This is a genomic window from Staphylococcus sp. EG-SA-15 (genome assembly GCF_017151895.1).
GTDB classification, from domain to species: domain Bacteria; phylum Bacillota; class Bacilli; order Staphylococcales; family Staphylococcaceae; genus Staphylococcus; species Staphylococcus aureus.
On sequence record NZ_JACVZN010000039.1, the window covers coordinates 1 to 25,002 of the forward strand.

The window sequence follows — 25,002 nt, forward strand, 5'->3', positions numbered from 1 at the left end:
CCATTATCATTGGTATAGACATACAAAAGATTGATACCGCAACTTGTAAAGCATTACGCAACACATGCAACATTAATGTGATAGATTTCACACCGCTTGCTCTTAAATAAAGTACATAATCTTCATTTAATTGTTCCACCATCGAGCGTCTAACATTTCTAAAGTAAATACCAGCATAGGCAATCGTAATAACGATCACTGGCAATATGTAACTTTCTGGACCTGTTAATCCAGAAGTCGGCAATATGTTTAACTTCACTGAAACGTAAATAATAAGTATTGAAGCTATCCAATATGATGGTAATGCAGTTAGAAAGAAAGCCACTGAACGTATCGCACGATCAGTGAACTTTCCTCTTTTTAATGCACTAACTACACCTAAAATAATTGATGTAATCATCACCATAACACTTGAAATTATTGTTAATTTCAATGTATTCATAAATGCTGGACCAATACGTTCAGCAACTGGGTCACCTGTAATGTAGCTTGTACCAAAATTAAATTGCATCGCTTCAAGTAACCAATTTTTATATTGAATTAATAATGGATCATTGAAACCGTACTTCTCATTCGTTTCTGCAATCAACTCTGGTGTTACATTTGGCGTTCCTTGTGCATGTAAAATTGTCACAGCTGGATTTTCATTTGTAATATACGTCAATAGAAATGTCATAAAACTTACTACAATCACTAATGGAAACATGAGCGCAATACGTTTTAAGATAAATTTGAACATCTAATTGCTCCTTTATTTATACTGCATTTCATTGAATGGTAATTCATACTGTGATTGTGTGAATGATACTTTTTCTAAATCTTTCGGCGCAACAACTGTCATACTACCGTGTGAAATAGGGATAAAGATACCTTCATCATCAATTTGTTTCAAAATGTTTTTATAAGCGTCTGAACGCTCTTTACCGTTTTGGATTTTAAATGCGTCATCAATGCTGTTGTATATTTTATCTTTGTTCTCAATGCCTGATGTTGCACTTTCATAACCATTTTTCGCTTTAAATGCTGCAATAGTACTTTGTGGATCGTACAATAATCCCCAAGTTTGGTTGAACATTAAGTCATAATCACCAGAAGTACGACGTTCAGCAATTTTATCTGATGTTTCGCCATTGATGTTTAACTTAATACCCATTTTCTTAAATTCTGCTTGTAAGTATTCTGCTTGTTCTTTTTGACTTGAAGAACCTTTGTCATAGTACATTGCCATTTCAAGGTTTTTACCATCTTTTTGACGAACATCGCTGTCTTTACCTTTCTTCCAACCAGCTTCATCTAATAATGATTCTGCTTTTTTAAGGTCATACTTACGTGTTGGCATATCGAAATTAATATCTGTTACATTTTTCGCAAATAATTGAGTTGCTGGTTTTTCTTGACCATCTAAAATTTCTTTGGCAATTTTATCTCTGTTTACCATATGACCAATCGCTTGTCTGACTGTTTTGTCACTCACAGCGTTATCTTTTTTACCAGAATTGACAACTAACATTTTCGTATTCATAGGTTGACTACGCTTAACTTGATAGTCACCTGTATCTTTCAATTGTTTTAAAGAGTCTTTGTCTAAGCTATCTGTACCTCTATCATCTGTGAAGGCAAAGTTCGTTTCACCTTTTTTCATTGATAGGAATGCTGTTTCACCAGCAGGCATTACTTTTGCTTGTACTTTGTTAAGTTTAGACTTTTCGCCCCAGTATTGATCATTTTTGTTAAAGTCTGCAGACTCATCTTTTTTGTGTTCACCTAATTTAAATGGACCAGTACCATCGAACTTTTTAACGCCATCTTTTGTTGTACCGTTTTTAAAGTCTTTTGGAGACACAAATACATATGGACGAGGCATCGCTAATTCAGCCAATGCAGGTTGATATGCTTCTTTCAAATTCAATTCAACCGTGTACTTATCTTTAACTTTAACATTGTCAATTAATGTTGAAATCTTTAACCAAGAATGCAATTTTTTATTTTGTTGAACCGCATCAATATTTTTCTTAACTGCGTCAGCATCAAATGGTGTACCATCATGGAATTTAACGTCATCTCTCAAATGGAATGTATATGTCTTCCCATCTTCAGACACATCCCATTTTTTAGCTAGTAAAGGCTTAATTCCATCTTTCGTGTTACGTACAAGCGGCTCGTATATCATACTTTCAGCAGACATCGATCCACCGTAAACATGCGGATTCATATCACCGATATCTTTAACCGTCGTATACGTTAATTGCTTGTTTTCTTTTTTCTCCTCTAAACCTTTATTACCGCCACAACCAGTTAAAATTAGCCCTGATGCAAGTAACATTGCACTCATTTTAGTTAGTTTTCTCATTTGCTTTTCCTCTTTCTAAATTGATAAGTTGCATTACTTAATCAAATCGTAATGATTATTTTTCTCAATTATTTGCTTATTTTTATGTAAATGTCAAACATAATTCAATAATTTTTTTCTATTATAAAACTTCAAACCCTTATTGTGAAAGCGTTCTATTGATTTCCAAAAATTTTGTGACGAGTGCTTTATCTCCTTCAAATAGATTTGTATTAAATTGAGAAGATAAGTGTTGATCTTGATGCATATCCTTGTACGCCTGGCAACTTGCTTCATAGCGAGTTAGGAACTGATCAATCATTGGCGTTTTGATACCTAGCATTTTCCCAATATGCTGAATCATCGCCGTTCTGTAATAATCTTCACTTGGCATTCTTGGAATTTGAACAACATCCTGTTCATTTTTATAGACTTGCTTAAATGGTACAGCTGAAAAATCAAAGTAATGTCCGTTTTCGTCTGGCTGTGAAAATGGATCAATGAGGATTGCGGTATATCTTACATAAAGCAGATATTCTTGTAAGATATCTGGCAAGATTTCGAAATGCTCAATATCACCTTCATCCAAAGTTTCAGGACGTACTGGATAATTTTCCTTCACCATAAATTGAAGCAGGTTGACTGACGGCACTCTAAATGCTTGTAAAATAGCCATCATTTCCTTCCACATTAAACGCATTTCACGGATTAGTGTCATCGTTATCGGTCCTTCAGGAAATAACTTATACACATAAACCGGTACATCCGTCCCTTCGAAAATGGCTTTCAATGAAAAGTCATTCATAAATAGTGGTGGGTGCACATAAAGCGAACTGTTTCGCGTTTCAGCGTGCAGTGGCGATTCAACGACTTCTAATTGAATCTTCAATTGCTCAGCTAAAGCAGAGATTCGTTGACACATTGTTGAGTTTGAATGTGTCGATCCCATGTACAATTTCTTTTTTACACCTGTTGTCAACACATGATTAGGCGCTTCTTTATCAACAATACGTGTATCGCCAAGATAAGTTGAAAATGAAATCACTTCGATATCCTGACTGAACTTAGACATAAATTGTTCCACAATCATTTGCGATCCAAATGTCGGTGAAATTAAAATGACATGTTTGACACTTTGCAAAGTTTCTAACGACAATTGCTGTAGTGTGTCATAATAAGCATCTGCTGTGCATGCCATGACAACCGTTTCGTATTCACCCTTAACGTTTTTAACATCTTTATACAAACGATTAATTTCAAACTTACCTTCCAGATGTTGATGCGCCTCGTTTTGTATTTTGACTTCAAATTGTTTCTCTTTTTTATACGCTTGATATAAGCGTTTTGATTTTTCTGATGTTGAGGCACGTCCAACCATATCAATCTCATAATCTGATTTTAAATAGCAAATATTCGCTAATTGGATTGCGACCGGACCAGTGCCTATCATTAATAATTTAGACATCCGTAATACCTACCTTTATAGCTGCTTTTTTATAAAGTGCTATATCAAAAATTTGCTGTGGTCTCATATGTTTATTCACACATTGCCACTTATCTTCCGCTGTTTCTTGTGACGGATAATTAAATATTGCTTTGATGCCATCACCAAAGCGCATTGCAACTACGACATTTTCATTTGTTAAATCATATAATTCTTCTAAAATGCTGTACTTTAAAGGAATTGTCGAGCTGAATATGATATGCGTCACATCTTTGATATCTTTAAGTTCAGATACCTTTTGATCCGTAATTGTTATATCTTCATTTGGTGCTAAGACGTTAACGATTCTGCGCCCTAGGTCAACGGCTTGTGGATCAATATCAATACCGATAACTGAAGCACCTGTTTCTTTTGCTACTTGAATTAACGTCATTGGATATGCACCTGAACCAACTAACAATAATTTGTCATTGCTAGCTATACTACATTGTCCAAACTCTTCATCAATACAATGTTCTATATTGTCAAAGTAACCTGTGGTAGACGCCTGTCCGTCTAATAGACGTCTAGCTCTAATGACTTCCACTTGTTTAACACACTGCGCTGTAATATATTGCAGTGATTTTATTAATTGTGCTTTTTCTTCAACGTCACGCCAAGCATTAAATTGTTGTTCATAAATAGGATTTAAAATAAATTCACTATAGTCATCCATCAATGTTTCTAATGCTTCGATATATTGATCGTCTTGTAATACACGCTCGTAATGCGCTTCAAACTTTTCTAAATATTGTTGTAATATCAATTTGATTTCATTATTAAAGTTATTCATTGTAGGCTCCTTATTCTATATATGCTTTTCCTGTAGCTACAGTTGTAACCTGTCCTTTAATTGAAGTTTGATATCCCAATTGATGACATCGCTTTGATGTCACTAAAATACTGCCCCCTGGCTGATGTACTGTAAAATCTTTGCATGCGTCATTACGTTGATAATTATTAAAAACCCCAATTGATGCTGTACCAGAACCACAGCTATTTTCCCAAATTAAACTTTGAATTTCTGGTATATAGATTAATGGCTGTAAAAATTGACGTTGTTCATCAAAAAGCATCATACCTACTGTTTTATATTTGTGACTCCATTGTTGCTCACGCACAAACGCTTCAACCAAATGTTGAATTTCTGTTGTTACTTGTTTAACTGGAATCACATAATGTACATATGTTTCATAAATAATTTCTATTGCTTTCCATGAATGATTACCCATATTAATTGTTGTTGGCACAACACGATGGGCTTGTGGCATTTGAACTTCATAGTATTGGCAATCATGAATTGCGCATTGCACTAAATCCGAACAGCCAGACACCTTCACCTTAAACTGTTGGTCTTTAAGCAAATGACTTTCTTGCAAATGATGTATATATGACATCGTCGCATTACCGCAAAATTCATTACCGCTCATAACTAAGTGAAAATCATTGCCATCATCATTTTGTGTTGATTCTATAAAGCCTACCTGTTCACAACATACATGTGTTGCGGCCATCAACTGATTGGCGATAGATGCATATTCACTAGCATCATGTTTTGAATGAACAAGTATCGTCATATTCCCCGAAGGATTATACTTAGAAAATTCTATAACCTGCCGATTCATACGACACTCCTTTAGATGTATTTTTAGAGCCTCTTTTACCATAAGTAATTAGAGGCTCTTATGCAGTTGTTGCGAAGCAAACAACTGTATTTCTCTATACCTGTAATTTTTTAGAAGATGAACCTAATAGCTTTTTATCTATTAGGTAAGTCATGCTAATTCGCAAAATCGAAAAGCATGGCTTTATATGCAGTTGGTGCGAAGCAAGCAACTGTATTCCTCTAAAGCTGTAATTTTTAGAAGATGAACCTAATAATTTCCCATCTATTAGGTAAGTCATACTCATTCGCAGAACGAAAAGTATGACTTAGTACTCGGTTGTTGCATCAACATGCAACCGTAAACCTTATTTAAAGTTGCTTCTTGTGGCTCTACAAGTGAATGCAGTTGTCCGTTAACTACATTCACTTAGATGCTTTTACTGTTTTCACCTCAACTAAAACTTCAAAAAAGTTGCAGAAAACAAATCGTAACTATTACGATTTGATTATATACTATATTAGTTGAGAATCATTGTCAATAAAGGTTGTAAATGAATGCACATTTATATTTTGATAATCTTTCCATAAACATCGTATTCTCAGCACATTCAAGTCTTTTTGAAAATTTTTATCAAACAAAAAAACCAGCTTCAACGTAAAATACGTTAAAACTAGCTTTAAGCAATACACTTCATCAAATAAACAAACATTTATTTTTCAAAGGTTAATAATTCCCCGTCATTTGGTACAACAACTCTATTACCTAAGTCGTTAGAATTTATAAATTCATTCAGCTCTTTACGAGATAAATGCCAATGATTGACCGCTTCCATATGCACAACAACAATTTGCGCAAGTGGCAATGTATTAGCAACTTTTAACACATCATGTTCATCCATAACTAACGGCCCACCTTCAAAGAATTGATTTGCACCACCATTAAGAACAACAACATCTGGTTGATACGTTTTTAATGCTTTTTCAACCCCTTCAAACCAAACTGTATCTGCTGCTAAGTATAATGTCGGCTCTTCAGAATGTTTTAAAATCATGCCGTGAACATGTCCTGTCATCTTCAAAATTTCACCATGACCATGTTGAGCATCTGTTTTAATCAACTCAATTTCTCCAATGTGTGTCACATCATTAAATACAGAAACGTTTGTAAACCCATAACGCTCTACTTCACTAGCATCTTCTTCATTTTGTGCGTAAATTTTAATATCTTTCGGCAATACTTCAATTGCTTTCGGATCAAAATGATCAATATGCAAATGCGTTAAAATCACTAAATCGATGTCATTTATAATGTCTTCAATTGCCATGGGTAGTTCTACAAGTGGATTTTTTTGATCTTGTCTCGGTGAATTTGGAAAAGGGTCAAATGAACCTTTATCACTTAACATTGGATCAAGTAAAATATGTTTCCCCCCATATTCAATAACAGCCGTAGCATTTCTTATATGTCTAATATTCATTTTATATCCCCCTATTTCATATGTCTTTCATTGCGACAATATGCATACTTTGCTTACTTCATGCCAAATTCTTTTCCACTGGATATCGATTTTAAATAATTATTCCAATGTCCGCTTCCACGAATCATCACTCAACATCTCGCCAGGCCATGTGTAAGCCATAACACCACCGTCAATGCGAATTGTTTCACCAGTAATAAATGAACTGTCATCAGATGCTAAAAAGACAACGAGCTTGCCTACTTCTTCTGGTTTACCTAAACGTCCCAGCGGTGTCATCCATTTCTGATTTTCTCTGAATGTTTTGCCTTCCTTATCTTCGCTAGTACCTGTCAGTTTATCTACTAACGGGGTTTCAATTGTGCCTGGTGCAATTGCATTGGCTCGAATGCCCTCGCGGCCATACTCAATTGCGATTGATTTTGTAAAATTAATCACTGCACCTTTCGCAGCATTATATCCAGAGCGATACAAGTCTGCTGCTTGTCCGGAAAATGAAGACGTATTAACAATAGAGCCACCTTGATTCATCATTAAAGGTAACATCATTTTCGTCATTAAAAATGTCCCACGCATATCTACATTCATAATCTTGTCATACACATCTATTGGATACTCATGAATTCTATCAGCCGCATTATCCACACCGGCATTATTAAACAACACATCGATTCTTCCAAACTGTTCCTTTATGTCAGACACAAAGTCTACCACTTGTTGTTCGCTTGCATTATCCACATTATACGCCTTCGCATTGTCACCATTACTTTTAATTTTATCGACAGTCTCCGATACCGCTTCAGCTATGTCTACCGCCAATACATACGCACCTTATTGAGCTAAAGCGATTGCAGAAGCTTGACCGATACCTGTACTTGCTCCTGTTACGACTGCTACTTTATTTTCCAAACGTTTCATTCAGTCACTCCTATACAACATATCTTAAACTTACAGTCCTTATTTTCCACTGTTCGATGCTTCATAAACCTAATAGATAAGTCTTCAGGCAGTCTTAACTACTCTGCTATACACTTTCTATTGAATAACTCAAAATATTTAACAATATTAGTTTTTTTATTTTCTGAAAATTGTTACTTTTGAGAGTATTTTTTGTTACACTTTAAATATTTAACAAAGGGGGGAATAATTGATGACATCAAAACATCAACAAAAGGGGTCTATCGTCAATCGTTTCTTGAATAGTGTTGAAAAAATCGGAAATAAATTGCCAGATCCTAGCGTCTTATTCTTTTTAATGTGTGTGGGCTTAGCCATTATGACATGGGTTATCTCATTATTTAATGTATCTGTTAAGCATCCAGGTACGCATCAAACCATTTATATTAAAAATATAATTAGCCATGATGGATTTACGATGATAATGAATGATACGATTAAAAATTTCTCAGAGTTCCCAGCATTAGGCTTAGTACTAGCAGTGATGATTGGTATTGGTGTTGCAGAGAAAACAGGATACTTCGATAAGTTAATGATTTCTGTTGTGAATCGCGCACCACGTTTCTTAATTTTACCGACTATTATATTAATTGGTATTTTAGGTAGTACAGCCGGCGATGCTGCGACAATTATCTTGCCGCCGCTTGCAGCAATGCTTTTTATTAAAATTGGCTATCACCCTATCGCTGGACTAACGATGGCATATGCTTCCGCTGTTGGAGGATTTGCAGCAAATATAGTTGTTGGTATGCAAGATGCTTTGGTCTATTCATTTACAGAACCGGCAACACGTATCGTTTCAGATTCTATTAAAACAAACGTTGCTATGAACTGGTACTTTATCGCAGCGAGTGTCGTTGTATTACTTCCTACGATATTGCTAGTTACAACTAAGCTCATTATTCCTAGATTAGGAAAATATGATGACAGTTTAATGCATGATGACCATGAAGAAACATCTTCACATATTACTGACAAAGAAGCACATGCTTTAAAATGGGCAAATATCAGTTTCATAGTCACAATTATTTTATTAATTATTACAGCCATTCCTGAACATAGCTTTTTAAGAAATGCTAAAACAGGCAGCTTACTAGACGATGCGCCATTAATTAACGGTGTCGGATTAATTATTCTTGTCGTATTTTTAGTACCTGGATTAGTTTATGGGATTTTAAGCAAAGAAATTAAAAATACAAAAGACTTAGGTAAAATGTTCGGCGATGCTGTAGGATCAATGGGAACATTTATCGTTATTGTGTTTTTTGCAGCACAGCTACTTGCGTATTTAAAGTGGAGTAATTTAGGAATTATCGCTGCTGTTAAAGGTGCCAAATTATTAGAACATCAAAACGGTATTGTATTGATACTAGGTATTATTGTACTGAGTGCAATGGTCAACATGTTAATCGGAAGCGCATCGGCTAAATGGGGTATTTTAGGACCGATATTCGTACCAATGTTAATCCTTATCGGCTTTCATCCCGCATTCACACAAGTCATTTACCGTGTAGGCGATTCAATTACCAATCCAATTACACCGATGATGCCGTACTTACCTTTATTATTAACTTATGCACAAAAATACGATAAACGCATGAAACTCGGAGCCTTACTTTCTAGTTTAATGCCGTATTCAATCGCGCTAAGTATTGTATGGACAGTATTTGTCATCATTTGGTTCCTATTAGGTATCCCTGTTGGACCAGGTGGACCGATATTCGTTAAATAACAGTATTCAAAGGGATAAATTAAAATGCCACTATACAAGATTTGACCTGTATAGTGGCATGATTTGTTATGATATAGCGTTCGAGATGAAACTCTGCATTTATATGAACAATTATAGTCTATCACTAATAATATTTAATCTGTTCCAACCGTTAATTTGGTTTACAACAAAGACAAGATCAATAATTTGTTCTTCATCATAAAATGATTTTAGCCGGTCAATAATTTCAAACTTCTTAAAGTCTTTGATTGAATTTAACATTTCTGCAAATTCAAGCGTCACTTTTTCTTGATCAGTAAATAAATCTAAATGTCTAAAACTCAAGACTTCATCAATTTTCATTTGTGTTACACCCAATTCCTTTAATTCTTTTTTATGGATATCAACACAATAATGACAACCGTTAATTTTAGAAATTAATAACTTAATCAATGCACTAAGTTCATCATTAACGGGTGATTGATGAATAAACTTTTCACCTTGGCTCATTACAGACATTAACTCTCCATTTTGTTTCTTGTAATTATACGGCATTTGCAATCTCTCCTTTACATTGTTTAATACCAATCCAGTGATACTACACTTCGAACAATATTGGATAGAATTTGAAATTCTGTATAACATCTTGTCAATCTATGCTTTAGTTAAAACATTTAGCACTTATATTTAAAAAATATATAAAATATGAAAACAGATTGAAAGGATATTATACCTTGCTCTACCCTTTTTTATAAAAAATCACACACATTTGAGAAAATTTGATAATGTCAATAAATCACGTCATCGACATTGTTATTCGATATATATTGTTCTTATAATGGCCAAACTATTATTCCATTTAAATTAACGTGGTTCGTTTGTGTTAATGTACTGTACAAAACTGGGGAAGTATTGGTGATGATGAAGTGATTTATATTAATTGCGAAACACCTTCGATAGCAATGACATAGATTATTGGAAGATTAAATCAAAAATAAAGAAGACCCTAGTGGCCTTCTTTTTTGTCTAATTCTTCTTTAATTTTTTCAGGAGATTTTAAATGATTTGCTGGTTTTAGTAACTCACTTAATCTTTCACTTTCTATCATAGCACCACCAAACTGATAATTATGTTCTGGAGACCCATATGCAACAAAATCAGCTTTTTTGTTTTCATTGATGTAACCTTCAATTACGGCATCGCCCATAGGTCCTCTTTTTAAACTTGTGAAATGCACAGATTTAATCGTGTTTGGTTCTTTGGTATTATGCTTGAGATAGAGTGTAATACGCTCCTGTTGTTCTTTGTAGTAAAGTGCTTTTTGTTTTTCTTTTTCGTCATATTTCACTTTTAAATAAATGACTGTAGCAACTATACATATACATAAAATGACACCAATAATTATAAAAACATGCTTTTTGTTCATTAAAGTAACTCCTAAAATGTGGTGGAAAATGAAAAAGTTTTTATAGTTCTGTAATTATGAACATTATAGATTATAAATCATAACATTAATATCGTCGCCTTCACTCACTTGATTGTTAAAATCACCAATTACTGAGAATTGTACAAGGAATAATTGTCTATCATGCCCTTATATCATTATTGCCTTACTAATATTAACAAAACCGATAGCTATTACATTAAATGCCTATATCCCAGACCTCAAACACCTTTTTATACAGGACGCACTGTAATTTCATTCACGTTAACGTGCTTTGGTTGTGTTAATGCATATAATACTGCTTCTGCAATATCTTGTGGTTCAAGTTTTTTACGATCTGTTGGATTGTATGCGGCAGTTATGGCTGTATCTACCATTCCTGGAGAAATGCTTGTTACTTTAACGCCTGTCTTTGCCAACTCTTTTTCTAATCCTTGAGTAATAGTGTGAACTGCTGCTTTCGTCGCACTATAAATCGTACTGCTTTTCGTTACTTCAAAGCCAGAAATAGATGCAATGTTAATAAGATGACCACTTGATTGTTCTAACATAGTTGGTAATGCAGCCTGTGCCGTATATAAAGTGCCTTTGATATTCACATCAATCATACTATCCCACTCATCTACTTGATAATCAGTAATCTTAGACGATAACATTTGTCCCGCACTATTGATAACAATATCCAAACCACCGAATGTTTGTTGTGCAATTTTTATCAATTCATCGACTTCTTCTTTTTTCGTTACATCTGTTGGCACTACCTTCACACTATCTTGAGCTAATTGATTCGCCACATTTTGTAGTTTATCTTTATTTCTACCGGCTAAGACAACTTTCGCCCCTTCTTCATGTAGTAATGTTGCAATTGCTTCTCCAATACCACTACCTGCACCTGTAACTACTGCTACTTTATCTGTTAATACTGTCATAATGATCGACTCCTTTGATTCTTTTTATTTTTTCAGGGTAAATCAAAAATACATATTACTTTTAAAAAGCGTATCACAATTCATATAACGGTCATAATAACTCGCTTCATTTTCATAGATAAATTACATTACAAGCCATTCGAAATATACAATTAATCGTTGCTTATATTTTTTATTTTTAAAAATGTTGAAAAATCGTCACTTCTTTATTGTAAAAACATTATATTAGTACTAAAGTTAATACTGTGATTTATCATTCGATTGAATGATTAGAGGGAGGAATAAAACATGACATATCATGAGCGTGTTTTAGCATTAAGAGCTGAAAGTAAAAGAACCGCATTTGATTTTCGATTCGAAGATTTATTTAGCAAAGAAGAATGGCTAAGTATGTCGCTTGCAGAAAGACAAAAAGCTGAAAAAGCATTTCGACACGAAGTTAAAAATATGGACGATGTAAGAATGCCCTTCTCAAGTGTCCATGACGCCCAAGTAAAATTATATAATGTTGTATATTCTTATAACGGCATTAAACGTAATTTTAAACAAGTTGAAAATGAAGGATTCTAATATCATTTCGTTTATATATGACATGATAGAATTTTATATGTAAATCTTGTAGGTAATCGTTTTAAAAATAATATAAGCATGACTAAAGCCACATCCAATATAGGACGTGGCTTTTAGTATCGTTCCAGATTTGTGGGGAGTTAGGGTTTACTTAATTAAAGGGGTCTGCCCTCAATTGCTCACCAACGAGGGCAAGTTACATCAATCACACTTCAATTGCCGCCGACTAGGGGTAGTAATCATTGGCAATAAGAACTAGTTAGTGACTAACGATTTACGTTCCATAGCAAAGTGATACAAACGCTCAGCATCAATGTAAGGCATAGAATCAATAGTTAGGTAACCATCTTTGATGTCACCAATTAATCCTTGATTTACACCAGTGTTCACGTAAATATCATAGCTACTTACGTCTGAGAAAATAAGCGCTTCAATCTCTTTTCTCATAATCATCACTCCAATGTTTATATATTATTTATATAAACTCTCTCGTCTCTCTCTATTTATTAACTTCTTACAAGTCTAATATTACATGAATTTCCAAATAAATAAAGAGTTTTGTGATGTATTTCACAAATTCATCACTATTTTGGAAAATTAAGAAATATTTAATTATATAAAAGTTTAATAAGTAAGAAAATATGATAAAATGTAGATGTTCTTTAGACATTAAAAGCTTCTAACATGATATGGAATCCGAGGTTCCGATATCACATTAGAAGCTTTTTTGTTGCGGTGCTTATATTAATAATGGCATGAATGAACGCATGCTGTCTTAGTTTCAGGAATCGGCTAGAATATTAAACTTCCGTTCTTTGAATATTTTTTAATTTCTTACTAATATCATCCAGTTCATTCTTCGCCTTTTTAAACCAATCTCCTTGAGCTACATTATCAAATTCACCTTTAATTTTTTTGAAATGGCTACCTATATTTCACAGCTCACTTTAGATATCGAACTTGTTTCTTCAGAGTTACTTGTTATATTACCAGGTTTTATTTGATATTCAGTTTGACTCATAACTTGTACCCTCACTTGGAGTATATTGTACAGAATCTGTAAAATAAATGTTTTCTTCTTTATTTTCTACAAAGGTAAATTCTAGATTTTTTGATCCTACTGATGAACCTTTTAAATCTCCATCACCTTTTATTAATAATTTCGGAGCTTTGTTGGTTGGAATATTATATCTTTTTCGAAGTTGCTTCACATTGTAGTCATCGTTTTTCAATTGATATTTTGCGGAATAACTTGGAACATTAGGATTATATGAAATGTCACCATCTTTATAATCATTAATATCTTTAAAGTCACCGTATTGTACAAAGAATTTAAAGTTTTCGATTTCTTTTCTTAATTTATCATCAGCTATCGGTTTGGTTGGAATGATTCTATTATGTTCCATTTTCACTGGATATTTTGTATCTTTACTATGTGAATACCCTTTACTATCCTCGGTTATTTCTCTAACAACAAAATTACCTTTCGTTGTTCTAGTATTACGATTTATATAGAGCACCATTCCTCTAGATTCCATATTGCTATTATTTGTCTCAATAATCATTTTAGAGTGAATTATCCAAGTGCCTTTGTCACCTTTTTCAAACTCTTCGTCACGAAAGCCTTCCTTATCATAGAAGTCTTCAAGATTTTTGGTTGGATATACACTCAATATTTTGTTGAAATTTTCTTTAATTTGTTTATCTTTACTACTTTCTTCTTTTTTCATTCCGCAAGCGCCTATAAAAACAGATAGTATTATCAGGCATAGACACAATTTTAAACTTTTTGAATGAATCATCATTTCTCCACCTTATATTTTTAATACTGACTCAATCTTTAATTTATACATTTAAAGCGAAAAATTTTTTAACACTTTATGAAATTTTCAATCCAAACTTCTATTAACCCTATTTAGTTTGACTCATAACTTGTATCCTCGCTTGGAGTAAATTCAACCGAATCTGTAAAATAGATATTCTCTCTTTTATTTTGTACAAAGGTAAATTCTAAGTCTTTAGAGCCTATGGATGAACCTTTTAAATCGCCATCACCTTTCAACAATAGTTCTGGTGCTTTTTTAGTCGGTATATCATATCTTTTTCTTAATTGTTGGATATTATAATCATCATTACTTAATTGATATTTTGCCGAATAACTTGGTACGTTTGGATTGTATGAAATATCCCCATTTTTATAATCTTTAAAATCTTTAAAGTTGCCATATTGTACAAAAAACTTGAAGTTTTCAATTTCTTTTTTTAACTTCTCGTCTTTTATAGGTTTTGTTGGTATGATTTTATTATGTTCCATCTTGACAGGGTATTTTTTATCTTTATCATGTGTATATCCTTTTTTATCTTTAGTTATCTCACCTACTATAAAATATCCTTTCGTTGTTCTAGTGTTACGATTGATGTAAAGTACCATCTCTCTGGATTTTAAGGCTCCTCCTTTTAATTGGATGTTCATTCCAGAATTAACTATCCAAGTACCTTTATCACCCTTTTTAAATTCTTGATCTCGAAAGCCTTCTTTATCGTAAAAATCATCGAGATTTTTGGTTGGATATAATTTTAATGTTTGATTAAATGTGTCTTTAATTTGGGCGTTTTGACCATTTGCTTTTGTCATAATGACATAACCTACAATCAATATAATGAGTAATACCAAGCATATACCGAGCGTTAATTTCTTTGAATGCATCATCATTTCTCCACCTTATATTTTTAATACTGACTCAATCTTTAATTTACACAACTAAAACGAAAAATCATTTTGAACACTTTATGAAATTTTCATTTCAAACTTCTATTAACCCTATTTAGTAGGTTTGAAATTAATACTATCCGTAAAATAGATGTTTTCTTCTTTATTTTCTACAAAGGTAAACTCTAAATTTTTGTGTCCTATAGATGATCCTTTTAAATCACCATCGCCTTTTATTAATAATTTAGGTGCTTTCTTAGTTGGTATATCATACCTCTTTCTAAGTTGCTTCACATTGTAGTCATTGTTACTCAATTGATATTCCGCCGAATAACTAGGTACATTGGGATTATATGATATGTCACCATCTTTATAATCATTAATATCTTTAAAGTCACCGTATTGTACAAAAAACTTAAAGTTTTCGATTTCTTTTCTTAATCTATCATCAGCTATCGGTTTGGTTGGGATAATTCGATTATGTTCCATTTTCACTGGATATTTTGTATCTTTACTTTGTGCATACCCTTTACTATCTTCCCACAATTCTCTAACAATAAAATTACCTTTCGTTGTTCTAGTATTACGATTTATATAGAGCACCATACTTCTAGATTCCATTTTTTTATCCTTCAGCTCAACTACCATCTCAGAATCAACAATCCAAGTCCCTTTATCTCCTTTTTCAAACTCTTGATCTCGAAATCCTTCTTTATCATAAAAATCATCGAGATTCTTGGTTGGATATAAACTCAATGTTTTGTTGAAATTTTCTTTAATTTGTTTATCTTCTTTCATACCACACGCGCTAATAAAAACAGCTAATAATACTAAATACAGCCAGAGCCTCAACCTTTTTGAATGAATCATCATTTCACACCCCCATTTTTATTTTTGATGCAAAGTTAAGTTCAAATTCCAATATTAATAATACTAGAGGGAATTTTATGATTAAATCCTCTTGGCTTTTAATTGTTAGTTGTATTTTTCACATATCAACATCACAAATTATTTAAAAAGCGCAAATATCTTTATAATTTTTATTGGCCTAACCAACTAATTAATTAAGATAAATTGCGCTTATATTTAAAATAATAACACTGAAACTCAATGTCTTTACTTATTAAAATTGATGTTTAAATACATCTTTACTAACATTCATTTTTCGGTTTACATTAATTTGTTATATAGCGATATATATCATCTCTTACAGCTTTATCGAGTGCTAAATCCATCGTTACTACGTTTGAACCATTCGGCATTTTATCTTGCTTCTCTGAACCTTCTATATATCCAGCAGTTCCTAAATAATAAAAATATATACCATCATCATCTTTTTTCTGTACAAAAATATACATTTTAATTCCTTTTGCTCTATGGGACAAAATTTTCTGAACTTCTTTTGATTTTAGCGTTCTATTAGATTTAGTAAACCATTTTAATTCATCTTGACTTAAAAATTCATCTTCATATTTTGTGCTATCACTTATATCCTCATGCTTATCATAAGTGATAAATATTGGCATTTCTTGGCTTCTTATCATGTATCCCATGATTACAGACGAACCATTTTTATTCCAATTAAATATTTTGCTAAAATCTTCTCTTGAATATTTATTATATAAAATCAGTCCATTTTTACCTTTTTGGTATTTTTCATTGTTATACTTTGATAATTCAATAAGATCTTCTAAAAATATTTTAAATGTTTGATTACTTAGAGCATTAGTAAATGCATCGCTTAGTCTTATCATTCTTTCATTACATTCTATAATGGGACTTCCATAGATTTTTTCAATTCCTGCGTTGTAAAATGAAAAATCTAAAATTCTTAATGAAGTATCTATATCATCTTCTGTTATATCCTTAACTTCGTTCAACATTTTATTTTTTAATTCATCATATGTTAATTCATTTTTTAAAAGTTCTTCTAAAACTAAACTATCGATTCTTTTCAATCCAGGTGCTATTTGTCTTGAAAAGAAAACCAGATTTTTAGATTCATTTTCCGTCAATAATGTATCTATTTTTTTATATCTCACTAAGAACTCGTAATAATTACTAAATTTAGAAAATATAACGCTTGGATCTATAGAATGTTGTTGTATGAAATCCATTAGTAACGGCATGTGTCCCAATCTATTTTCAACTTCTTCATAAGCTTTTAATATTAATTTATTTTGATTTAATGATACTGCATCCAATGAATTGTAAATCTGTTTTTTAGCAACTTCTTCAAAATTAATTGTAGATACTCCATTAATCGAATCGTTATTCGTTAAAAACTTCTTATAATTATCTTTATTTTGCGATTGATCCCCAGAAAGCGCAATCGGAATTAAATAATTTGTCTTATAATTACCAATAAAATCAATTACTGTAACATACTCTTTATTTGAACTTTTTCTTAATCCTCTACCAAGTTGCTGAATGAATATAATACTAGACTCTGTTGGTCTCAACATTACAACTTGATTGACTTCTGGAATATCAATACCTTCGTTAAAAAGATCTACAGTTATAATATAGTTAATCTTACCTTCTTTTAATTTTTCTATTACAATTTGGCGATAATTAACACTATCATCTCCTGTTAAAGCAACACTTTTAATCCCTTTTGAACTTAGTTTATCCGCTAAATCATAAGCTTCTTTTTTGCTACTTACAAAAATTAATCCTTGTAAAATTTCACCTGAATATCCATAGTAATCTGTCTTTTGAATAATATAATTAACTCTTTCATCAGAAGTTAAATATCTCAGTTTAGTTACATCATCTTCTTTAATACCTTGATGTACATAATCAGTCACACCAAAATAATGAAATGGACATAAAATATCACTTTCTAATGCTGCTTGTAACCTTATTTCATACGCAATATTATAATCAAACAGTTCAAATATACTTAATTCATCTGATCTTTCTGGTGTTGCAGTCATTCCCAGCATGAACTTAGGTTTGAAGTAGTTAAATACTCGTTGATAAGTAGATGCAGCAGAACGATGTGCTTCATCAAAAACAATATAATCAAATTCATTTTCATCAAATTGCTTAAAATTATCATCTCTAGATAATGTTTGAATGGTTGCAAATAAATATTTGGCATCGACATCTCTATGTTTTCCTGTCAACAATCCAAAATCACTATCATTTTTTATAGGTAATACTTTTTTAAATTCTTCCTTAGCTCTATTTAAAATCCCCTCATTATGAACAATAAATAAAAATTTATTAGGGTTTACTTCTCTAACATCTAATGCACATAAAATCGTTTTACCTGTACCAGTTGCAGATATTATTAACGCCTTATCTTTGGCTTTATCCCTAATAGCTTTTAATGACCTTAATGCTTCTGCTTGCATTAAATTGGGTACAATTTCCACTGATTTTTTCACCTTATCAGCTAGCAGCATTTGAGTTTGTTCAACCTCCGCTAATTTTTCTAAGGAGCGGTACTCAAATGATTCTTTATATGATTTAATCCATTGCTGAGTCAGTGGGGTACTCTTTTGCCATAACAATTCAAATTCATTTTTTACACTATCAACTAAATCGCCATTTTTCATAGTAGACAGTAAAACATTATGCTCATAATTAACCTTTAACGCATTAGATGTTAAATTAGAGCTTCCTATTACCATAGAACTATAATCCTTATGTTCAAAAATATATCCTTTGGCATGGAATCCAGCAATATCAGTTAATCTTACCTCTACATTTTTTAATTTAAGTAATTCTCCATACATTTTAGGACTATTAAATCCTAAGTAATTAGATGTTAATATTTTCCCTTTAACACCCTTATTGCTTAAATCTAATAGTTGAGCCTTTAAGCTGGCTAATCCGCTTTCTGTTATAAAAGCTACAGAAAAATAGAACGTTTCACATTTTTGAAGTTCATCTATAATTGTTGAAAGGACTTTTTCATTTTTATTATTTACTAAAAGCTTCGGTGTATAATTCCCTTTATGAGAAATATCTTTGTCTATAAAACCTTTTTTTAAAGATTGATTGAAATCATTTAGTAATCTACTCATATTATCCCTCAGTCATAATTTTATTAACGGCTGGTATATCCGCTGGGGCCCAATTTAATTTATCAAGTTCGTTTATTGACAACCATTCAATACTCTTATGTTCAGTTAAAGTTGGTAACTCTTTGTTTAAAGTACATTTGTATGTTGTTAACTTAACAATGCCAAAATCATATTCATGTTCTGTAGTTATGACTTTGTCTCCAACAATTAGATCACATTTCATTTCTTCTCTAATTTCTCTAATCAAAGCTTCTTTTTCAGTTTCATTCTTTTCAATCTTACCGCCAGGAAATTCCCACATTAAAGGTAGACTCATTTCTTCACTTCTCTGTGCACAAAGAATTTTGTTATCAGAAAAAATAATAGCTCCTACTACATTGATTACTTTTTTCATAAGACTCACCCTTCAATTTAAAATCATCTTAATTGTTATTCTATCAAAAATTACAAAACTATATATAAATCAATATTAAAAATTAATATTTTACAATTTCCTGCATGATATATCACTCTTACATCTACTCCATGCATTTTCATACACATCTATTATATAATACTTGTGAAAAGTATTGTCTTGGGGCTGTGTTTTTTTACTTTTGGGGCGTATTTCTTTATAATTCATTACATAAATGTAAGGGCTTTAGTTTTCATGTTTTATTAAGTCTAACTGAGATTTTGAAAGGATGTTTAGCAACAATGGATAAAGAATTATGGATAGAACGAGCTAATGATAGTTTAGTTAAACATTTTTATGAGCAGCAATCTGACATTGAACAGCGAGAAGGTTTTGAAAGTAAATTAACATTTGGTACTGCGGGTATACGCGGAAAATTCGGTCTTGGTGAAGGTCGACTTAATAAGTTTACTATTGAAAAATTGGCATTAGGTTTAGCGCGTTATTTAAATGCCCAAACAAACAGTCCAACAATAGTCATTCATTATGATATTAGACATCTTTCAACTGAATTCGCCCAAATAATTGCTAATGTATTAGCAAACCATCAAATAACAGTTTATTTACCTGATACATATAAAACGACACCGGAATTATCGTTCGCGGTGCGCAATCTTAATACTACTGCTGGCATTATGATTACAGCAAGTCATAATCCGAAAGACTATAACGGCATCAAAGTATATGGTTCTGATGGTGCGCAATTATCGACTGATGCATCTGAGCTTGCAAGTCGTTATATCGAAGAAGTTGGCGATCCATTACAGATTGATATACCTATTTCTAAACAAAATACATCTTATATCAAGCCTTTTCCGAAATCTGTAACTGATGACTATATGAAACACATTCAAAATATGATTGGCTATATTCCTAAATCTGATTTACAAGTTGTGTTCACTAGTTTACATGGTACAAGTGTTCCGATTGTACCTGAGTTATTACAATCTTTGAATTTCAATCAATTTAATCTTGTAGAAGCACAATGTAAACCTGATCCGAATTTCAGCTCAGTTCAAAGTGCTAATCCTGAAGATCATCGCGCTTTTGATCAAGCAGTCGAACTTGCAAATAAAAGTCATGCAGACTTATTAATATCAACTGACCCTGATGCGGATCGTCTTGGCATTGCTGAACGTGATGCACATGGTCATATCACATATTTTAATGGCAACCAAATTGGTGCGTTGTTACTTAATTATCGTATTCAACAAACGTCTCAATTACGTCATCGCTTAATGATTCAATCTATTGTAAGTAGTGAGTTAACAAAGTCATTAGCACGCTATAATAATGTTGAATACAAAGAGGTGCTTACGGGCTTTAAATTTATTGCTCAGGAAATAAGACAACTGGACGATCATCAAAATATGATTTTCGCCTTTGAAGAGAGTTACGGTTTTCTATCAGAGCCTTTTGTACGTGATAAAGATGCCGTACAAATTGTGCCACTCATTATAAAATACGCTTCTGAGTTAAAATTATATGGCAAAACATTGAAAGATGAATTAGAACAGATTTATCAAACTGTTGGTAGACATGAGGATACATTATTCTCGCATACGCTAGATGGATTAGAAGGTAAGAAAAAAATTGAATCAATTATGACACATTTCCGTTCAAATCCACCGCAAGAGATTCAAGGACTGAAAGTGAAAGCAATTGAAGATTATTTAACTAGCGAGGTTTATCATTTGGATAAAGATACAACGTCACAGATTAATTCTCCTAAATCAAATGTTATTCGTGTCTTATTTGACGAAGGATTTATCGCTTTACGTCCTTCTGGTACTGAACCTAAAATTAAATTATATGTGTCGTTAAAATGTCGGAATTTTGATGATGTAGCTCAAAAAATTAATGCGATGATTTTTAGCTAATTAAAAATTTTATACATCGAAATATTACATTTCATTTTATACTTATCAGCCCTTTTGAAACTAGAATCCTTATGTTTTCGCGTTTTGAAGGGGCTAATTTGTAATAATTTTTCAAAAGTATATTAGAAAATTAATTTTCATGTATTTTTCATATTAAGCGGTAATAATATAATAATTAATACCGCGACCTATTTAATTGTTTTCGCGATGAAAAAGGTTTAGAATTACAAAAATAACTATTTTAAATTTAGTTACAAATATATTTTAGAAAGGATGTGAAATAATGAAAGGCTCTAAACAAATACTTTTGATTATGGGCATTATATCTCTTATTGTTTTATTTATTTTTACACTATTCATCATGGCGCAATATGCAAAACATTATGAACAAAAATCCGACAGTTCCAACGCACATACTTTAAATTCATCATCAGCCATAATTGAGCAACATACTATGTCGAATTTAGCGTCTCTAGATTTATACGCTCCTGTTCGTAACATTACTTCTAGTCGTGATATTCATCCCATTTATTTCATGACAAAAGATTAAAACTTCCTTTTTCATAACCCCATTCAACTAATAAATTAAAAATTGATAAAAACGTACTGTTTTTTAGAAACATACATATATAAGAAACGCATCCATTACTAAAAGACAGTACATTATATTCTATCAGGAAGGTGCAACAATGACCGTCAACATCGTAGTTTCTATCGTATTCTGCATAAGTATGGTTATATTAGGCATTTATGTCGCAATAACTAAAGATTTCACACTAATTTCTTATATAAATCAAACGACCATTGCAGATAAACGCAAGAACCAAATTGCATATATATTTGCGTTATGTATCAGTTTGAGTGCAGTATTTTTAATGTCTTCAATTCTATGCTTTGAATATGATTTTATTGTATTGGCATTCTTATTTTTAACTATAGCATTATTACTTATCGCATTATTCTATGTGTGCTTTTATAAAATTACAAAATATCCATAAATGTTTGTGATAGTGTGTTGGTTAGATTTAATGGTGCGCTTTCAGCAAGCAATTGTTTGCGAAAAAAATACAACCTTGTACGAATACAAAGTTGCATTAATATAGAATCATTTATGCTTTTTAATATCACAAAATAAATTGATTAAACTAGCTAAAACAGTCAAAATTGGAATCAAGATTACATAAATATCATGACCTCTAGATATTAGTATACATAATATAATTAGCGACCCTATTATAATTGCTAAATTATAAGCCAAACTAATTTTATATTTCATTTCAATTCCCACCTTAATAGCATTGATTAAAATTCTATTATGTTTACATAGACTTCTTAAAAAACTTTAACCCCGATAAGCTAAGCATTGAAATAATTGCACCTCCTGATATAAATATATTACTTAAGCTTAGTAAAGGTATAATTAAACTTATCAGTCCTAAAGATAATGTATCCGCTGCGTAATTCGATGTAGATGAGATACTAAATACTTTCCCCATCAAATGATTTGGCGTTTTTATTTGAATGGCAACTGATCTTGTTAGTCCCTCTATAGATTGTCCAAGTCCCACTAAAGTTGCACCTATATATAGTATCTCCAAACTTGGAAACACATTAATTATCGATAAGCCAATCCCCCAAACTAAAACACCAATACTAAATTTAAAGATTAATCGTTTTTCTGACAGTAAACCCATAATCAATGACATTAATAAAGACGCTATACCTAAACATGATGTAGCTAGTCCATATACACCAACGCCCTCTTTTAATATATTGGAAATAAACAATGGTAATGCAACACGCCAAAGGCCAGTATTAATCAATATGCAGGCAAATTGAATGATTATAATAAATGGAATTTCTTTAGATTTTTTCAAGAATTCCCAAGTTTCAGAAAAATCTTCTTTTGAGTGTCTATCAATCATGTTGTTATTTGTATATTTTAAAAGTGCATTAAAAATAAATCCTAAAAATAGCAATATACTGCAAATAAAAAAGACGCCAACATTACCAACTAGTATTACAATGACACCAATTAAAGCAGGTAAAATAATATTTGAGCCTCTTTGCAAACTATCGATTAACGCATTACTTGTTGCTAAATGCTCCTCATCAATAATTTCAGGAAGAATTGCCCTAAACGCAGGATCCGTATAGCAGTTAATAATGGTGATAGCTGTAGATATGGTTAGAAGCGTCAGATAATTTAAATTTGATGTTATTGCAAGTAAAGGAATAATTATTATAATCAAACTTAGTATAAGATCAGATAGATAAAGTATTTTCTTTTTATTATGTTTATCAGAATATGCGCCACCGAAAATACCAAATATAATAAATGGTAGTGTTTGACTCATAACCATCATTGATAATTTTAAAGATGATTGGTTTGTCAATTCAACTGTAAACCAAATTATTTGTAACGAAAACAGCACAAAGCAACTCCGACGTAAGAAATTACCAATCAATAAATATGTAAAGTTTCTATTTTTCAAAACTTCTAAGTACAACATATTTATCACCTCTCATAAAAATAATTGAATGCATCCACCAGCTTTTTTAGACCTTCTTCTAAACTCTCTTTATCCAAAGCGCAATTAATTCTAATATAATTTAGTCAGTTAAATATCAATTATTTCGAAATTTACATACTACTTGAAACACCATACATAACCCCCAAAATGACTACTCAGAGGTTATATTCTACTAATTATGATTATATTAAATATGAAAATATTATCAAAAAATCAAATTTATAACAAAAATACACCCCTTAAAGTTAGGTCTTTCAATCCAACTTTTGGGGTGTATATCATTTTCATCATATTCTAGGTTGTTTTTAACAAACTAAATATAGTGAATGCAAATCAAGTATTATTTAAATAATGAATTATTTTAATTTTTTCTTCTACGTGCCAATAACATTAATCCAGCAATTCCAATTATACTACTAAAGATCAATCCTTTTTGTGTGCTTTCTGCACCTGTTTTTGGTAATTCTGCTCGTTTTTTCTCTTGATTAGCTACTGATTTTTTAGCAATTTTAGATTTTTTAACTTTATCATTTTTATCCATTGAATGAACTGGTTCATTTGGTTTTGCTCTGTCTTTCGATAATCCTGGATTGTCAGGATTTACTGGGCCACTTGGATGAGTTGGTCTGCTCGGCTTCTCTGGGTTTTCAGGTCCTTTTGGATCTTTTGGTTTCTCGCCACCAAACTCTACAATCTTATCTACTGGTTGTTTTGTAATCTCTTCTGTTGGTTGACCCTCGCCAACTTTTTCACCTGTTAATGGGTTCACTGTGATTGGTGTTGTGATTGTCTTACTTCCCGGTTGTCCTTCTTGTTTCACTCGCTCTTCACCAGGTTGTAACTTCGGATTAAATTCACGTTTTGTTTCAAACGGTATCTC

The 25,002-nt window shown here is 31.9% G+C and carries 23 protein-coding genes and 2 pseudogenes; 6 read left to right on the forward strand and 19 right to left on the reverse strand.

Going from position 1 to position 25,002, the window contains the following annotated elements; translation table 11 throughout:
• From IDG64_RS13080 to IDG64_RS13110, 7 genes and pseudogenes are all read right to left on the reverse strand, one after another.
• Positions 1 to 739: ABC transporter permease (locus IDG64_RS13080; protein ID WP_206171334.1), on the reverse strand; the 739-nt coding region annotated here is incomplete at its 3' end.
• Between the two features lie 12 nt (positions 740 to 751).
• The gene (gene cntA / locus IDG64_RS13085; protein ID WP_001229081.1) at positions 752 to 2,350 is read right to left on the reverse strand and encodes a staphylopine-dependent metal ABC transporter substrate-binding lipoprotein CntA; all 1,599 of its coding nucleotides are present in this window, start codon (positions 2,348 to 2,350) and stop codon (positions 752 to 754) included.
• Between the two features lie 139 nt (positions 2,351 to 2,489).
• Positions 2,490 to 3,794 (reverse strand): staphylopine dehydrogenase CntM, encoded by a 1,305-nt coding sequence (gene cntM, locus IDG64_RS13090; protein WP_000040587.1) that lies wholly within the window; start codon positions 3,792 to 3,794, stop codon positions 2,490 to 2,492.
• On the reverse strand, positions 3,787 to 4,605 hold the full coding sequence (cntL, locus tag IDG64_RS13095) for a D-histidine (S)-2-aminobutanoyltransferase CntL (protein WP_001058843.1): 819 nt from the start codon (positions 4,603 to 4,605) through the stop codon (positions 3,787 to 3,789). The genes cntM and cntL overlap by 8 nt, the downstream gene beginning before the upstream one ends.
• 10 nt (positions 4,606 to 4,615) lie before the next feature.
• Positions 4,616 to 5,437 carry a histidine racemase CntK gene (cntK, locus tag IDG64_RS13100; RefSeq protein WP_001081682.1) on the reverse strand — a complete coding sequence of 274 codons (822 nt, stop codon included), beginning with the start codon at positions 5,435 to 5,437 and terminating at the stop codon, positions 4,616 to 4,618.
• Positions 5,438 to 6,128: 691 nt separating this feature from the next.
• Positions 6,129 to 6,896, reverse strand: a complete 768-nt coding sequence (locus tag IDG64_RS13105) for an MBL fold metallo-hydrolase (protein WP_001026113.1) — start codon at positions 6,894 to 6,896, stop codon at positions 6,129 to 6,131.
• A gap of 99 nt (positions 6,897 to 6,995) precedes the next feature.
• Positions 6,996 to 7,814: pseudogene (locus IDG64_RS13110) on the reverse strand (SDR family oxidoreductase).
• Positions 7,815 to 8,046: 232 nt separating this feature from the next.
• Here IDG64_RS13110 and IDG64_RS13115 point away from each other — a divergent pair.
• On the forward strand, positions 8,047 to 9,585 hold the full coding sequence (locus IDG64_RS13115; protein WP_000202037.1) for an AbgT family transporter: 1,539 nt from the start codon (positions 8,047 to 8,049) through the stop codon (positions 9,583 to 9,585).
• Positions 9,586 to 9,696: 111 nt separating this feature from the next.
• On the opposite strand, the gene IDG64_RS13120 is transcribed toward IDG64_RS13115, so the two are convergent.
• From IDG64_RS13120 to IDG64_RS13130, 3 genes are all read right to left on the reverse strand, one after another.
• The gene (locus IDG64_RS13120) at positions 9,697 to 10,119 is read right to left on the reverse strand and encodes a carboxymuconolactone decarboxylase family protein (protein ID WP_001146763.1); all 423 of its coding nucleotides are present in this window, start codon (positions 10,117 to 10,119) and stop codon (positions 9,697 to 9,699) included.
• A 451-nt stretch (positions 10,120 to 10,570) separates the two neighbouring features.
• Positions 10,571 to 10,990: a DUF1433 domain-containing protein gene (locus tag IDG64_RS13125; RefSeq protein WP_001034762.1), complete on the reverse strand. Its 420-nt coding sequence runs from the start codon at positions 10,988 to 10,990 to the stop codon at positions 10,571 to 10,573.
• Positions 10,991 to 11,241: 251 nt separating this feature from the next.
• Positions 11,242 to 11,937, reverse strand: coding sequence for an SDR family oxidoreductase (locus IDG64_RS13130; protein WP_000217462.1), 696 nt, complete (start codon positions 11,935 to 11,937; stop codon positions 11,242 to 11,244).
• Between the two features lie 288 nt (positions 11,938 to 12,225).
• Between IDG64_RS13130 and IDG64_RS13135 the strand changes: the two genes are divergently transcribed.
• Entirely contained in the window at positions 12,226 to 12,507 is a 282-nt protein-coding gene (locus IDG64_RS13135) for a single-stranded DNA-binding protein (protein ID WP_000220938.1), read from the forward strand.
• Positions 12,443 to 12,624 (forward strand): annotated as a pseudogene (locus tag IDG64_RS13140) (hypothetical protein). Before IDG64_RS13135 ends, IDG64_RS13140 begins: the two are co-directional and overlap by 65 nt.
• Positions 12,625 to 12,762: 138 nt before the next feature.
• On the opposite strand, the gene IDG64_RS13145 reads toward IDG64_RS13140, so the two are convergent.
• The 6 genes from IDG64_RS13145 to IDG64_RS13175 form a co-directional block, all read right to left on the reverse strand.
• On the reverse strand, positions 12,763 to 12,954 hold the full coding sequence (locus tag IDG64_RS13145; RefSeq protein WP_001224379.1) for a hypothetical protein: 192 nt from the start codon (positions 12,952 to 12,954) through the stop codon (positions 12,763 to 12,765).
• Between the two features lie 560 nt (positions 12,955 to 13,514).
• The gene (locus IDG64_RS13155; RefSeq protein ID WP_000581913.1) at positions 13,515 to 14,309 is read right to left on the reverse strand and encodes a tandem-type lipoprotein; all 795 of its coding nucleotides are present in this window, start codon (positions 14,307 to 14,309) and stop codon (positions 13,515 to 13,517) included.
• A 113-nt stretch (positions 14,310 to 14,422) separates the two neighbouring features.
• The gene (locus IDG64_RS13160; protein WP_000972286.1) at positions 14,423 to 15,217 is read right to left on the reverse strand and encodes a tandem-type lipoprotein; all 795 of its coding nucleotides are present in this window, start codon (positions 15,215 to 15,217) and stop codon (positions 14,423 to 14,425) included.
• Positions 15,218 to 15,328: 111 nt separating this feature from the next.
• On the reverse strand, positions 15,329 to 16,087 hold the full coding sequence (locus IDG64_RS13165) for a tandem-type lipoprotein (RefSeq protein WP_014533172.1): 759 nt from the start codon (positions 16,085 to 16,087) through the stop codon (positions 15,329 to 15,331).
• A gap of 305 nt (positions 16,088 to 16,392) precedes the next feature.
• Positions 16,393 to 19,254 (reverse strand): DEAD/DEAH box helicase, encoded by a 2,862-nt coding sequence (locus IDG64_RS13170; protein ID WP_000088735.1) that lies wholly within the window; start codon positions 19,252 to 19,254, stop codon positions 16,393 to 16,395.
• A gap of 1 nt (position 19,255) precedes the next feature.
• Positions 19,256 to 19,648: a (deoxy)nucleoside triphosphate pyrophosphohydrolase gene (locus IDG64_RS13175; protein ID WP_000755946.1), complete on the reverse strand. Its 393-nt coding sequence runs from the start codon at positions 19,646 to 19,648 to the stop codon at positions 19,256 to 19,258.
• Positions 19,649 to 19,779: 131 nt separating this feature from the next.
• Between IDG64_RS13175 and IDG64_RS13180 the strand changes: the two genes are divergently transcribed.
• The 3 genes from IDG64_RS13180 (at position 19,780) to IDG64_RS13190 (ending at position 22,586) form a co-directional block, all read left to right on the forward strand.
• Positions 19,780 to 21,588, forward strand: coding sequence for a phospho-sugar mutase (locus tag IDG64_RS13180; protein ID WP_001793319.1), 1,809 nt, complete (start codon positions 19,780 to 19,782; stop codon positions 21,586 to 21,588).
• Between the two features lie 283 nt (positions 21,589 to 21,871).
• Positions 21,872 to 22,138 carry a SaeRS system activator ScrA gene (gene scrA / locus IDG64_RS13185; protein WP_000678764.1) on the forward strand — a complete coding sequence of 89 codons (267 nt, stop codon included), beginning with the start codon at positions 21,872 to 21,874 and terminating at the stop codon, positions 22,136 to 22,138.
• A 139-nt stretch (positions 22,139 to 22,277) separates the two neighbouring features.
• Positions 22,278 to 22,586, forward strand: coding sequence for a hypothetical protein (locus tag IDG64_RS13190; RefSeq protein WP_000217725.1), 309 nt, complete (start codon positions 22,278 to 22,280; stop codon positions 22,584 to 22,586).
• 107 nt (positions 22,587 to 22,693) lie between these two features.
• Here IDG64_RS13190 and IDG64_RS13195 read toward each other — a convergent pair whose 3' ends face one another.
• The 3 genes from IDG64_RS13195 to IDG64_RS13205 form a co-directional block, all read right to left on the reverse strand.
• Complete coding sequence (locus IDG64_RS13195) at positions 22,694 to 22,897, reverse strand: hypothetical protein (RefSeq protein ID WP_072361956.1); 204 nt, start codon at positions 22,895 to 22,897, stop codon at positions 22,694 to 22,696.
• A gap of 10 nt (positions 22,898 to 22,907) precedes the next feature.
• Positions 22,908 to 24,101 (reverse strand): MFS transporter, encoded by a 1,194-nt coding sequence (locus tag IDG64_RS13200; protein ID WP_000966094.1) that lies wholly within the window; start codon positions 24,099 to 24,101, stop codon positions 22,908 to 22,910.
• Between the two features lie 382 nt (positions 24,102 to 24,483).
• The coding region (locus IDG64_RS13205; RefSeq protein ID WP_031865193.1) for a G5 domain-containing protein at positions 24,484 to 25,002 on the reverse strand (519 nt) is incomplete at its 5' end.